This is a genomic window from Hydrogenimonas cancrithermarum, assembly GCF_030296055.1.
Lineage (GTDB): Bacteria > Campylobacterota > Campylobacteria > Campylobacterales > Hydrogenimonadaceae > Hydrogenimonas > Hydrogenimonas cancrithermarum.
The window spans coordinates 2,241,471-2,254,963 of record NZ_AP027370.1; the positions used below are offsets into that span (position 1 = coordinate 2,241,471).

Here is a 13,493-nt window from a genome sequence, read left to right on the forward strand (position 1 = left end):
GCATGGGGGGCAAAATATTTCTTTTTCTGGTGATGCTCCTTCCTTTTCTTTCGGCCGCCACGATCGACAAAAAGATAGAACGCTCCAAAGCACGGCTGGCGAGTACCAAAAACGCCTTTGCGAATATGGACAGAAAGCTCGCGAAAATTGCGAGGCAGATCGCCGCCAACCAGAAAAACCTCAGAAAACTCGACGAAACCATCGCGAAACTCGACAAAGAGATCGCCGTGAATGCAGTGCTTCTTGAAGAGGGTAAAAAACGCCTCGTCACCATCGAGTCCCAACTTCGAAAACTGAAGAAAGAGCGTCTCGAAAAAGAGCGTAAACTGGTCGACATGCTTGCCGACCGTTATGTAATCGAAGAGATCGTCCGAGACAAAGAGATGCAGTCTCCGGAGAACGTCATCGAATCGGAGCTTCTCGCCGCTTTGATCAAATCGGACAGTGAAGCGCTGAAATCGTTGCAGAGCTCCTACTTGAAGACGCTCAAACGGAGTGAAGCGCTGAATCGCGAAGCACAGCGGATCAAAGCGATGATCGTACGCTTGCAGAACCGGAAAAAAGAGGCGGCCAGGGAGAAGGAGCGGCGAAGCAGGCTGATGGCGAAGCTGGAAAAAGAGAAAAAGGCCTACCAGTCCCGTCTTGAAAAGCTTCAAAAAGAGGAGAGCGATCTTAGAAAAACCCTGGCGAAGCTGAACATCTTGAAAAGAGAGTCCCTTTCACAGAGAAAAAAGAAAAAACAGACCAGTGTCGCCATCGCGAAGGGGGACAAACTGAAAGTCCGGACCATCGGCTCTTCCTACCAACGTCATGCCATCGGCCGGTATCGGGGAAAAAAGACGATATCGCCCGTCGGCAAAGCGAAAGTCGTCAAGAAGTTCGGCCCCTACGTCGATCCGGTTTACGGGATAAAAATATTCAACGAATCCGTGACGCTTCAGCCCTATAAAAAGAGGGCGAAGGTCAAAAATGTCCTCAATGGACGTGTCGTTTTCGTCAAAGATACGCCGATGCTCGGAAAAGTCGTTATCATCGAACACAAGAACAATCTGCACACCATCTACGCGAAAATGGATAAAATCGCTCCGACGATCAAAGAGGGCAAGAAGATCAAAAAAGGGTACGTCATCGGCAGGGTGGAGAAGGAGTTGATGTTTGAAGTGACGCAGAAAAACCGACACATCAACCCCCTCGAGCTGATCCGCCTGAAATAGGCTGGCGAGCCTTCGACAAGATCCGCCAAAAGAGGAAAATAGAGGGTAAAAGCGATGATCGTTTCATTCGTTCCCACTCTCGATTGAAGTACCGTTCGGCGTGCGAAGTGTCGCTTGGAAAGAGAGTAGCGGAGAGTTTATATCTTTTTCAAAGTAATTTTTGGGTAAAATCCAATCAATTTTAAGATCGGCGAAAGGATAGTGATGGCGAAGCAGCGGGTATTGGTCAAGTTTTCCGGTGAAGCTTTGGCAGGTGAGAGCGGGTATGGAGTGGATACCTCGATTTTGAAATTTATCGCCGAAGAGATCAAGCAGCTGATAGACAGCGGCATCGAAGTGGGTGTCGTGATCGGAGGCGGAAATATTATCCGCGGTGTGACGGCGGCGAAAGACGGCATCATCAAGCGTACCAGCGGAGACTATATGGGAATGCTCGCGACAGTCATCAACGCCGTGGCGATGCAGGAAGCTCTGGAATATCTTGGGATGCGCGTTCGTGTTCAGAGCGCGATCAAGATGGAGCAGATCTGTGAAACCTTCATTGTAAGGCGGGCGATCAGGCACCTGGAGAAGGGGCGTATCGTCATATTCGCAGCGGGAACGGGCAATCCGTTTTTCACGACCGACACTGCCGCGACGTTGCGTGCCATCGAAATCGGTGCGGATATGATCATCAAAGCGACCAAGGTCGATGGCGTCTACGATAAAGACCCGAACAAATATTCGGATGCGAAGAAGCTTCCGACACTCAGTTACGACGAGGCGCTGGCGGACAATATCAAGGTGATGGACGATACATCCATCGCCCTCGCCAAAGAGAACAAGCTTCCGATTGTGGTATGCGACATGTTCAAAAAAGGCAACCTGCTCGCGATCATGCAGGGCGATTATGAAAAGTGCTCGATCGTCAAATAAAAAAATAAACTTCAGGAGATTAAGATGAGATTGGAAAAAGTAGCGGCAAAAGCCCTGGAAAAAGCGAACTTCAACCGATACCTGCTTTCGGCAGCCGTATCCAAGCGTGCAAACGAATTGGCGGCAGGTGCCGAACCGATGATCGAAATGGATCCGAAAAAACACAAATACTCGGATATCGCCATTACGGAAATCGCGCAGGGGTTTATCAGGATAGAGGGTATGGAAGACAGCTAAGGTCTGTTTGTGCATCCGGCATTGGAGCCTCTGCTCGATATTATCCGTGCGGTCAAGACGGTCGATGAAGCGGAAACCATACTGTTCGATACGATTGAACCGACCGATGCAATCAGGCGTGCTTTGGATTTTGCCGGGGAGGCACATAAGGAACAGCTGAGAAAAAGCGGCGAACCCTATATCATCCATCCGATCCTTGTGGCGGCGATCACCGCTTCGATCAGCGAGGACGAGACAATGGTCCTGGCGGCACTTCTTCATGATGTCGTGGAGGATACACCCTATACGATCGACGATATCGAGGAGCGCTTCGGCGAGGATGTCGCCTATCTGGTGGAGGGCCTTACGAAGATAGTCGAGATTCGCGACAGCGAGTTGGTTCCCTCCACATCCGACGAAAAACTGATCTCTTCCGCCCTCAGTTTCCGGAAGATGCTGATCTGTTCGATCGAGGACGTCAGGGTTCTGGTCATCAAGCTGTGTGACCGCCTTCACAATATGATGACGCTCGATGCACTTCCCGAGCCAAAACAGCACCGCATCGCCGAAGAGACACTCGTCGTCTATGCACCGATCGCACACCGTCTCGGTATCGCTGCGCTCAAAAACAAGCTGGAAGATCTCAGTTTCTACTATCTTTTCCCAAAAGAGTATGCCAAAATCGATGCGTACATCCGTTCGCATCGTCAGGATTTTCAGATCAAACTCAACACTTTCATCTCGAAAGTCAAAACGCTGATGGTCCATAACGGATTCCACGCAGACAGTTTCGAGATATTTGGCCGCGTAAAACATTACTACTCGATCTATCTGAAGATGCAGCGAAAAGGGATATCGATCGACGAGATTCTCGATCTTCTGGCGATTCGGATTCTGGTCCCCGAACCGATCGATTGCTATCGCTCGCTAGGAACGCTGCATCTGAATTTCAAACCGCTGATCGCACGTTTCAAAGACTATGTGGCACTTCCGAAAGAGAATGGCTACCAGACACTGCATACGACAGTCTTTGACGATACGTCGATCATCGAGGCGCAGATTCGTACATTCGAAATGCACAAAACTGCCGAATTCGGCATCGCGGCTCACTGGAAGTACAAACTCGGCGAGTCTTTGATCAACATCGAATGGTTGAAAAACCTGCAGTACCAGAACGAATCGATCGAAGAGTTTTACGAGCTCGTCAAAAACGATCTCTACAGCGAGGATATCAGCGTCTTCACTCCCGCGGGCGATCAGATTACGTTGCCAAGGGGCGCTACGGTTCTCGATTTCGCCTATGCGGTCCATACACAAGTCGGTGAACGTGCGAGTGCCGCACTCGTCAACAAACAGCCCTCTTCGCTTTTGAGCGAGTTGAAAAATGGTGACCTCGTCCGGATAATCACGGCCGATCATCCCATTTATCACTGTACCTGGATCGACGCGGTCAAAACCTCCCGTGCCAAGAGCCATATGCGTACCCGCTGTAACCAGCGCCGCAAAGAGATCGACCGGATGAGTGCCGTCAATATCCTCTCCGCGACCCTGGGCCTGCCGGCCGAAAAAACGGAAGCGTGGATCGAAGAACAGGGACTTGCGGAACAGATTTACCGCGTTGCGAGGGAGTTAAGTTTCTACAAAGAGGTCATTCATCGCTTTTTGGATACGAAAAAAGAGAAGTCGATCCTTTCGTCGATTTTCCAGCGCCCGTACCGGCGCCTCAAACGGTTCGATTTCGAAAATTTCGTCATCTATTCGACGGAGAGTGTCAACAGTGTCGAGTTCGACTACTGCTGCCATCCCAAAAGGGGAGACCCTATTGTCGCATTCAAGCTGGGAAACAAGGCCGTCGTCCACCACAAGTTTTGCGAAAAGGCCTACACACTCATTCAAAAACGGACGCCGATGCTGTTCGTCGAATGGAGCGAGAACAGAATGCAGCGCTACCGTCTTCTGGTAACGCTCAAAGACGAGAAAGGGGCTTTGGCGAAACTTCTTGCCTACCTGGCGAAGATCGATAGCAACATCATTTCGATCAAGCTGGGGGATGGAACGTCCCAGAGCAATCTGTGCGAAGTGATTTTCGAAAGCAAAGAGCACGACCAAAATCATCTCAAAAAGATCATAGAACGCCATTTCAAAGTGATCGAACTGGTGAGCCTCACCGATGCGTACAAACAATAGCAGGAAGGAAAGAAATGGAGGAAAATCGCGCAATGGAAAACGATAAAATGATAGAAGAAGCTTTAAACGAGATCAAACGCGGAGCTGCGGAGATCATCACCGACGAACAGATCGAAAAACTGCTGAAACGCTATTACGAAACAGGTGAACCCTACTATGTCAAAGCCGGCTTCGACCCGACGGCGCCCGACTTGCATCTGGGCCATACGGTTTTGCTGCAGAAACTGGCAACGTTTCAGAAGTATGGAGGGATCGTTCAGTTTCTGATCGGAGATTTTACCGGTATGATCGGGGATCCGACCGGAAAGAGCCAGACGCGAAAGAAACTGACCCAGGAAGAGGTGAAAGCCAACGCCAAAAGTTATGAAGAGCAGGTTTTCAAAATTTTGGACCCGGAAAAGACGGTCGTCGTTTTCAACAGCGATTGGCTCGGCAAACTGAGCAGTTACGAGATGATCGAACTCGCCTCCAAACGCACCGTGGCCCGAATGCTCGAGCGTGACGATTTCGAGAAGCGTTTCAAAAGCGGGCAGGATATCTCTTTGTACGAATTTTTCTATCCGCTCTTCCAGGGCTACGACAGCGTCGTACTCAAAAGCGATATCGAGATCGGCGGAACCGATCAAAAGTTCAACCTCCTGATGGGACGTCATCTGCAGCGCGCCTACAATGTCGGCAAAGAGCAAGTGGTCTTGATGATGCCGATTCTAGAAGGCCTCGACGGGGTTCAGAAGATGAGCAAGTCACTCGGAAACTTCATCGGTGTCGCGGAAGACCCGAACACGATGTTCGCCAAAGTGATGAGTGTCAGCGACGATCTGATGTGGCGCTATTACGAACTGCTGAGTGCACGTTCGCTCGGAGAGATTGCACAGATGAAAGCGGATGTCGAAAGCGGAAAACTTCATCCCAAGCGTGCAAAGGAGATGCTTGCCGAAGAGATCGTCGAGCGTTTCCACGACAAAGAAGCGGCGCTGGCGGCGTGTGAAGAGTTCAACAAGGTCTTCAAACAAAAAGACCTTCCCACCGATATGCCCGAATACGAGATCGAAGGACCGATCTGGATCGCCAAGGCGTTGGTCGAAGCGAAACTCGAACCCTCCACCTCACAGGCCAGGCGTGACCTTCAAGCCGGTGCTGTACGTATCGATCAGGAGAAGGTGAACGACAAAGACTTGCAATTGGAAGCGGGAGATTATATACTTCAAGTTGGAAAGAAAAAATTTGCAAAAGTGAAGGTGAAATAGTGGAGCTGAAACCTGTAAAAATCGGAAAATATACGCTGAAATATCCGATCATCCAGGGCGGTATGGGTGTCGGAATCAGCTGGGACAAACTTGCGGGGCATGTGAGCCTCGAAGGCGGCCTCGGTGTCATCAGCAGCGTTGGGACCGGGTATTATGAAGATAGAGCCTATGTGGAGAAACTGGTTGCCGACAGACCGCTGGAAGTGGAGAACTTCTACTCCAAAAAGGCGCTTGTCAAAATTTTCGAGAATGCGCGTAAAATCTGCGGTGACGCACCACTCGCATGCAATGTACTGTATGCGATCAACGACTACGGACGTGTCGTCGAAGATGCGTGTGAAGCGGGTGCGGATATGATAATCACCGGTGCCGGCCTTCCGACCAACATGCCGGAGTTCACTGCCGACTATCCCGATGTGGCGCTCATCCCCATCGTTTCGTCTCCCAAGGCGTTGCGGCTGATCTGCCGTCGGTGGGAAAAACGCTACGGTAGGATCCCCGATGCCGTGGTCCTCGAAGGGCCGCTCAGCGGTGGCCACCAGGGATTTACCTACGAACAGTGTCTGATGGAAGAGTATCAGCTCGAAAACCTGATCGGTCCGGTCGTCAAAGAGGCGAACAACTGGGGCGGTATTCCCGTTTTCGCAGCCGGCGGTATTTGGGACAAAAAAGATATCGAGCGCTGCATCGAACTGGGCGCCGCAGGCGTACAGATGGGAACGCGCTTTATCGGTACCCATGAGTGTGACGCGCACGACAACTTCAAAGAGGTGCTGCTCAAGGCGAAAAAAGAGGATATCCTTCTGCTTAAATCGCCGGTAGGCTATCCTGCACGGGGTGTCCGCACGAATCTGATCGACCTCGTCGATAAACGTGAAGGCCCCGCGATCAAATGCATCAGCAACTGTGTCGCTCCCTGCAAACGCGGTGTCGAAGCCAAAGAGGTCGGCTACTGCATCGCAGACCGATTGAGCGACGCCTATATGGGCAACAAAGAGCTTGGACTCTTTTTTACCGGCTCCAACGGCTATCGCATCGATGAATTGATCAGTGTCAAAGAGCTGATGCACAAACTCGTCCACGGGGAGTGACCATAAAAAAGGCGCTGCTACTTCTGGCGTTTTTCGCCGTATTTCTTTTCGGGTCCGATTATGCTTCACGGCTTGAAAATGCGGCGAAAGCGATAGGCTCCGATAAAAAATCGATCGTCTGGAAAGGGTATCACGACTATCAGTCCCTTTACATGAAAGGGTTGCTCGAACAGAACAAGACGCTTCAGGTCGAAGCGCTTCAAGGGCTTATCGAGGCATCCTCTTCCCTCGGACTCGATCCTGAACGTTATAAAAATGCGTTAAAGAGTCTGCGCCCCGATCTATTTTCCAAACAGAAGAAGCGCTCCAAACGAAAAGCGTCCCTCAAAAATGGCACGGCCAAAACGCAACCGGCACCGGTTTCCGGAAAAAAAGCGAAGCTTCTCTCGTCGCGCCTCGATGCCAACCGGCTGATTTTGGAATTTTCGCTTCCGATTTCCGAAAGGGCGATCCGCCATTTCGTTCTCAAAAGAAAACATAGCGTTCTCTACGTTTACGACATAAAACCCGCTCGCGTCCCTTTTTCCATCAAACGATACAAAGGCGGCCGTTTCAAAGAGATAAGAATCGCACAATACGATCCGAAAAAGATACGTATCGTCATCGAAACGCAGCGCCCCTATACGCCCCAATTGAAAATTACGGGGCAAAAGGTGGCAATCACTCTTCCCGGAGCCGCAGCCGAAATGGCCTCCTCCAAGAAGCCCGGGCACGATACGAAAAAGAAAAAGAAACTTCATTTACAACCGCAAGCTTCTCAGAGTGCCTCTGCCGCCACAACTCAAAAGAAGCCGAGGCTGAAAACCTATACCGTCGTTATCGACCCGGGCCATGGCGGCAAGGATGCGGGGGCTGTGGGGTATAAGCGAAGAAAAGAGAAAGATGTCGTGCTAGCGGTTGCGAAAGACCTGAAAAAAGTGTTGAAAAAACGTGGTTTCAAAGTCTATCTGACACGTGAACGGGACAAGTTCATCCCGTTGAAACGGCGCACCCATTTCGCCAACAGGAAAAATGCCGACTTCTTCATCTCGATCCATGCAAACGCCGCTGCAAAGAAGAGCAGTTATCTCAAAAACAAAGGGATAGAGACCTATTTTCTTTCATGGAAGCGCAGCGGACGTGCCAAACGGGTGGCTGAGCTCGAGAACAGGGCGGATCTGAGCGACAAAAACTTCTATACGAAAAATACCTATCTCGATGTCATGAATAGAGAGAAGATCATCGAGTCGAACAAACTCGCCATCGATCTACAGCGGCAGATCCTCTCATCGGTCAAAAGAAAGTACAAGGATGTCGTGGACAACGGCGTGCGGGATGGGCCGTTTTGGGTGCTGGTCGGTGCGCAGATGCCCGCGGTGTTGATCGAGATCGGCTACATCACCCATCCCAAAGAGGCGAAACGGCTTTTCAACCCCTACTATCGCAAACTTTTGGCCGAAGGGATCGCCAACGGAATCGAAAGTTACATCTATCATAACAAACAGTAAAAAATAGGGGAATGGTTAGGGAGTCGGAGGGGGATAACCCCTCCGGCATACACTCTTTTATTTGTAGTTTTTGATCGAAATCTCGAGAAGTTTCGCAGCTTCCTCTTTGCCCTGGAAGTCTTTGACCTTGACCCATTTGTTGGGTTCGAGCATCTTGTAGGTTTCGAAGAAGTTTTTGATCTTGTTCAAAGTCGCCTGCGGCAGATCTTCGTAGCTCTGAATCGCATCGTAGGTCGGGTCGATTTTGCTAACCGGAACCGCGAGGAGCTTTTCATCCATTCCTGCTTCATCTTCCATGATCAAAACACCGATCAGACGGCATTTGATGACGGAACCCGCCTGAACCGGATAGTCGTTGAGAACCAGTATGTCGATCGGGTCGCCGTCGTCGGCGAGTGTATTGGGGACGAATCCGTAGTTGGCCGGGTAGAACATGGCAGAGTAGAGTACCCGGTCTACGACGACGGCACCGCTCTCTTTGTCGAGTTCATACTTGATGTTCGATCCGTAGGGGATCTCGATGAGTGCGTGAACCTTGTCGGGGCATTCGCCGCTTCCGATTTTTGATATATCCATCGTTGCTTTCTCCTTGCAAAGTTGATGTGGAATTTTAGCGCAATGTGATTGAAAATCAAATCAAGCCAACCCGGAGCCGGTATGCTACAATTGCGTGAATTTCAAATACGAAAGAAGAGAGTGGAATGAAACAGTTTTACTTGACCGACCTCGACAAAACTTTTCTACGCACCGACTTGAGCATCAGCCATTACAGCCGGAAAGTTTGGAACGAAGCGGTGGAAAGGGGAGAGAAACTCTCGATCGCCACGGCTAGAAGTTACACCGGTGTTCGCAAACTCTTGAAAGAGCTGCATCTCAAAGAGCCGCTGATCCTTCTGGATGGCGTCATGATCGCCTCCCCGGAGGGAGAACTGCTTCACGTCAGTGCATTGAATCGTGAAATAGGCGATGAGATCATCGAGACCGGATACAAAGTCGGCGGACTCTACCCATTGCTTGTAGGCCTGGACGATGAAGGCATCGAACGGTTCGTCTACCCCAAACATCGCAACCATTATCAGGAGGAGTTGCTTGGAACTTACCACAACGATCGCAGAGTGCTCGATGCCGACCCGCTCCGGGCGATGAAGAGAAACCTCAAAATCGTCTATATGGAAAGCGAGGATGTGACGGCGGAGCTCGAGCGTGCTTTGAAGGAGCGGTTCGGCGGGACAATCGAGATCAAACGCTCCAAAGACCCCTATATGGACTGCTGGTTCATGACGGTGTTACATGCCGAAGGGGACAAAGTGCATGCGTTGATGCGATTGGAAGAGATCGAAGAGGTCGATCGAGACCACACCACCGTTTTTGGCGACAGTCACAACGACTTAGGGCTTTTCACCGCCGCCGGACGAAAGATCGCCGTAGCCAACGCCATCGACGAACTCAAAGCATCTGCCGATGAGGTTCTGCCGTGGACGAACGATGAAGATGCGGTGGCGAGGTTTTTGGAAAAAGAGTTTTCGATTGGCTAAATCGATTCATAACTCAATTCTGCTTCGATCTCCGGAAATCTGGTTTCGAGCATGGTTTCGATCTTTTCGATTTTCTGTTTTGCCTGTTGCTCATCGGGTGAGAGAAAGGCGATGGCGATCTCTGCCTCTTTCGGATACTCGCCCGAGATATCGAGAACAGAGCAGTTTAACGCCGCAAGGCGGTCTTTGATGGCATTGAGGATGGCGCGTCTTCCTTTTTTCGAGGAGACGTAGGGCAAGTCAATCGTCAGGGTTGCATAGGTCAGGGTCATTGTGCCTGTCTCCTTCTATCCACTCTATGCCTTTTTCTTTCATGAATCGAACAAACTTCCCATACCACGTATCGACCAAACTTTTCTCTTTGCTGCACAGACTTATGACGGCGATACGCCTGTCGCCACAGAAGGTGGGAAGCGATGAGAGTTCCACCTCTTCGGGGACCTGCTGCATTATTTCGATCAGATCGTTTTCGCTCGTGAGGGCCGTGAAGGTTTTCCGGTGAAGCGGTTTGGCGTCGGGCAGCAGGGTCGTGATGGCTTGCTTTATCATCGGGTGGGCCATCTGCGGAAAGCCAGGGACGAAAAAAAAGCGGCCGCCGACACTGAAACCGGGAACGTTGTTGACGGGATTGTCAAGCAAATCGGCACCTTCTGGCAGTTCCGCCATATGGATGCGGTGCGGATAGGCGTCGTCGCCAAACTCTCCTATAATGCGCCGTTTCGCCTCTTCGTGCACGGCAAGCGGCTTTCCGGTAAAGACTTTGGCGGCGATTTCGCGGGTCAGGTCGTCGGGTGTGGAGCCGATACCTCCGAAGCTGAACATGATGCTTTCGGGGTCGTTTTTTATGAGTTCGAAGACATTTTCGATGAGCTGTTTGTCGTCTTCGATGATGAAAGAGGCATAGAGCTTCTCTCCGCGGGCAAGTAGCTCGGCGGAGAGAAAGTCGAAGTGTTTGTCGCTTCTGCGACGGCCCAGTATCTCAGATCCGATGATGACCTGGTAGATGTGCATCAGATTTTGCTTTTGATGAACGCTTCCATCTCGTCGACGATCTCTTCGATGCTGCGTTCGCCGTTGATCACATGCAGCAGGCCCTTTTCTTTGTAGAACTTGCGGATCGCGTCGATCGGCTCGGTGTAGACTTTCATACGGTTTTTGAAAACCTCTTCGTTGTCGTCGGCACCGCGTGCACGTCCCAAAACACGCTCTTTTGCGACATCTTCGCTGACGTCGACTTCGATGACCGCTTCGAGTTTGACCTCCGGCTCATCGCTGAGAATCTTGTCGAGTGCTTCCATCTGCTCGACACTGCGTGGGAATCCGTCGATGAGAATGACGGGTTTGTCGCATTTTTTGATCGCACTTATGATCGTATCGATGACGATCTCGAGCGGTACGAGGTTGCCCTGGCTGATGTATCTGTCGATGGTTTGACCCAACATGGAGCCACTGGCCACTTCGGCGCGAAGCAGTTCACCGGTAGAGTAGTGTGCAATGGTATCGGCATTGTTGGCCGCGATGATTTCCGCGTCGGTGGTTTTTCCGCTGCCGGGGGCGCCGATGATAAGAAACAGTTTTTTCATGATGTTCTCCTGAGTTTGATTGGTTTTATTATAATTTTCTCTGCCTGACCGCGACATAAAGCGATGTCGATATTGTCGTTTTTGATTTCGATGGGGCCCAAAAAGGCCTTCGATTTCACCTCGACGATATCGCCGATGCGAATACCCAGGGCATCGAGGCGGCATTTGAATTCGTCGCAGCCACCTTCGAACCCCCTGATTTTAACAAGATCGCCCGGTTTTGCCTCACTGAGTCGCATCGGTCTTAGGCTGCTTCCTGATTCTGATTCCAAGCTCTTTGAGCTGTGCGTCGTCGACCGGACTCGGTGCATGGGTCAGCAGACAGGTGGCACTCTGTGTTTTCGGGAAAGCGATGACGTCACGGATGCTCTCTTTTTTGGTCAGAAGCATCATGAGACGGTCGAAGCCAAGGGCGAACCCACCGTGTGGCGGCGCACCGAATTTGAGTGCGTCGAGGAGGAAACCGAACTTTTCGTCCGCCTCCTCTTCGCTGATGCCCAGCATCTCGAAAACCTTCTTCTGAATATCCAGTTTATGGATACGGATACTTCCGCCGCCCAGCTCGATGCCGTTGAGAACGACGTCGTAGGCGATCGAGTCGATCGCTTCGATATCCTCTTCGTCGATGTTCTTAGGCATCGTAAAGGGATGGTGAAGCGCTTTGAGATGCAGTTCGCCCTCTTCGAGTTCGAACATCGGGAAGTCGACGACCCAGACGAACTCGAAACGGTTTTCGTCTATCAGGTTCATGCGCTTCGCCACTTCGGTGCGCAGGCGCCCCATGTAGTCCCAGACCGTTTTGCGGTCACCCGCACCGAAGAAGACGATGTCGCCGACTTGCAAATCGAGGCGCGATTTCATCGTTTCGACCGCTTCTTCGGAGAGGAATTTGAGGATCGGCCCTTTGAGACCTTCCTCTTTGACCTGAATGTAGGCGAGGCCTTTGGCACCGAATTTCGTGACGAAGCTCTCGAGCTCTTTGATAATCTTGCGCGAGAAGGCGTTGTCACCGCCGGGGACCTTGAGCGCTTTGATGCGGTTGAGCTTCTTGTACTGGGCGATCTCCGCGAAGATCGGACTGTCGCAGTTTTCGAAGAGGTCGATGACGTCGACCAGTTCCAGGCCGAAGCGCAGGTCGGGGCGGTCGTTTCCGTATTTCTCCATCGATTCGCGGTAGGTGATGCGGTTGAAGGGGGTCCGGATCTCATGGCCGCAGGCATTGAAAACGGCTTTGAGAAGATCTTCGGCCACTTTCATGACGTCTTCTTGGGTGCAGAAACTCATCTCGACGTCGATTTGCGTAAATTCCGGCTGGCGGTCGGCGCGGAGGTCTTCGTCGCGGAAACATTTGGCGATCTGGAAATAGCGGTCGAACCCGCTGACCATCAGCAGCTGCTTGAAGAGCTGCGGCGACTGGGGCAGGGCGTAGAACTCGCCGTTGTGAACGCGGCTCGGGACCAGGTAGTCGCGCGCCCCTTCGGGAGTCGACTTGGTGAGAATCGGTGTTTCGACCTCCAAAAAGCCCTGCGAGTCGAGCAGGTTGCGTGCCGCGATCGCCGCTTTGGAGCGGAGTTTGAAGGTTTCGAACATCTCTTTCTGGCGCAGGTCGAGGTAGCGGTACTTGAGACGGATGTCCTCGCCGACGTTCGGGTCGCCGAGGGTAAAGGGCATCGGCTCGCTGCGGTTTTCGACAACGAGTTCGTCGATGACCACTTCGATTTTACCTGTCTCGAGGCGTGGGTTTTCAAGCCCCTCTCCGCGCCGTCGTACTTTGCCTTTGGCGATCAGGACATACTCATCCCGGATATGGGAGGCGACTTTATGGGCCTGCTCGTTGTCGGCGGGGTCGCAGACGAGCTGGATGAGGCCGGTTTTGTCACGCAGGTCGATAAAGATGACACCCCCGTGGTCGCGGTAGCTGTTGACCCATCCGGCGAGAGTGACCTCTTCGCCGACATGGTTTTCATTAAGATCGGTACAGTAATGTGTTCGCAAATCGAATCTCCAGTATCCTGGGC

The 13,493-nt window shown here is 51.6% G+C and carries 14 protein-coding genes; 8 read left to right on the forward strand and 6 right to left on the reverse strand.

Annotation, left to right across the window (positions count from 1 at the left end):
* Window positions 1-2: 2 nt before the first annotated feature.
* The 7 genes from QUD54_RS11320 to QUD54_RS11350 all read left to right on the forward strand — a co-directional run bounded on the left by QUD54_RS11320 (window position 3) and on the right by QUD54_RS11350 (window position 8,357).
* Window positions 3-1,214, forward strand: a complete 1,212-nt coding sequence (locus QUD54_RS11320; protein WP_286336837.1) for a murein hydrolase activator EnvC family protein — start codon at window positions 3-5, stop codon at window positions 1,212-1,214.
* A 201-nt stretch (window positions 1,215-1,415) separates the two neighbouring features.
* Window positions 1,416-2,129 (forward strand): UMP kinase, encoded by a 714-nt coding sequence (pyrH, locus tag QUD54_RS11325; protein ID WP_286336838.1) that lies wholly within the window; start codon window positions 1,416-1,418, stop codon window positions 2,127-2,129.
* Window positions 2,130-2,153: 24 nt separating this feature from the next.
* Window positions 2,154-2,366, forward strand: a complete 213-nt coding sequence (locus QUD54_RS11330) for a DNA-directed RNA polymerase subunit omega (protein ID WP_406600565.1) — start codon at window positions 2,154-2,156, stop codon at window positions 2,364-2,366.
* A gap of 9 nt (window positions 2,367-2,375) precedes the next feature.
* Complete coding sequence (locus QUD54_RS11335; RefSeq protein ID WP_286336839.1) at window positions 2,376-4,532, forward strand: RelA/SpoT family protein; 2,157 nt, start codon at window positions 2,376-2,378, stop codon at window positions 4,530-4,532.
* Between the two features lie 47 nt (window positions 4,533-4,579).
* Complete coding sequence (tyrS, locus tag QUD54_RS11340; RefSeq protein WP_286338047.1) at window positions 4,580-5,779, forward strand: tyrosine--tRNA ligase; 1,200 nt, start codon at window positions 4,580-4,582, stop codon at window positions 5,777-5,779.
* A 62-nt stretch (window positions 5,780-5,841) separates the two neighbouring features.
* Complete coding sequence (locus QUD54_RS11345) at window positions 5,842-6,870, forward strand: nitronate monooxygenase (protein ID WP_406600593.1); 1,029 nt, start codon at window positions 5,842-5,844, stop codon at window positions 6,868-6,870.
* Complete coding sequence (locus QUD54_RS11350) at window positions 6,867-8,357, forward strand: N-acetylmuramoyl-L-alanine amidase (RefSeq protein ID WP_286336841.1); 1,491 nt, start codon at window positions 6,867-6,869, stop codon at window positions 8,355-8,357. The genes QUD54_RS11345 and QUD54_RS11350 overlap by 4 nt, the downstream gene beginning before the upstream one ends.
* Before the next feature lie 57 nt (window positions 8,358-8,414).
* On the opposite strand, the gene ppa is transcribed toward QUD54_RS11350, so the two are convergent.
* Window positions 8,415-8,933, reverse strand: coding sequence for an inorganic diphosphatase (gene ppa, locus QUD54_RS11355; protein ID WP_286336842.1), 519 nt, complete (start codon window positions 8,931-8,933; stop codon window positions 8,415-8,417).
* Between the two features lie 125 nt (window positions 8,934-9,058).
* On the opposite strand from ppa, the gene QUD54_RS11360 reads away from it, so the two are divergent.
* Complete coding sequence (locus QUD54_RS11360) at window positions 9,059-9,892, forward strand: HAD family hydrolase (protein WP_286336843.1); 834 nt, start codon at window positions 9,059-9,061, stop codon at window positions 9,890-9,892.
* Here the strand turns inward: QUD54_RS11360 and QUD54_RS11365 are convergent.
* The 5 genes from QUD54_RS11365 to aspS are packed head-to-tail and all read right to left on the reverse strand — an operon-like array spanning window position 9,889 to window position 13,470.
* On the reverse strand, window positions 9,889-10,164 hold the full coding sequence (locus tag QUD54_RS11365; RefSeq protein WP_286336844.1) for a DUF503 family protein: 276 nt from the start codon (window positions 10,162-10,164) through the stop codon (window positions 9,889-9,891). The two genes, QUD54_RS11360 and QUD54_RS11365, sit on opposite strands and share 4 nt — an antisense overlap.
* On the reverse strand, window positions 10,133-10,903 hold the full coding sequence (locus QUD54_RS11370) for a competence/damage-inducible protein A (RefSeq protein WP_286336845.1): 771 nt from the start codon (window positions 10,901-10,903) through the stop codon (window positions 10,133-10,135). The genes QUD54_RS11365 and QUD54_RS11370 overlap by 32 nt, the downstream gene beginning before the upstream one ends.
* Window positions 10,903-11,475: an adenylate kinase gene (locus tag QUD54_RS11375; RefSeq protein WP_286336846.1), complete on the reverse strand. Its 573-nt coding sequence runs from the start codon at window positions 11,473-11,475 to the stop codon at window positions 10,903-10,905. Before QUD54_RS11375 ends, QUD54_RS11370 begins: the two co-directional genes overlap by 1 nt.
* A complete protein-coding gene (locus QUD54_RS11380) occupies window positions 11,472-11,714 on the reverse strand; it encodes a FeoA family protein (protein WP_286336847.1) in 243 nt (80 codons plus the stop codon). Before QUD54_RS11380 ends, QUD54_RS11375 begins: the two co-directional genes overlap by 4 nt.
* Window positions 11,701-13,470, reverse strand: coding sequence for an aspartate--tRNA ligase (aspS, locus tag QUD54_RS11385; RefSeq protein ID WP_286336848.1), 1,770 nt, complete (start codon window positions 13,468-13,470; stop codon window positions 11,701-11,703). Before aspS ends, QUD54_RS11380 begins: the two co-directional genes overlap by 14 nt.
* Window positions 13,471-13,493 lie beyond the last annotated feature (23 nt).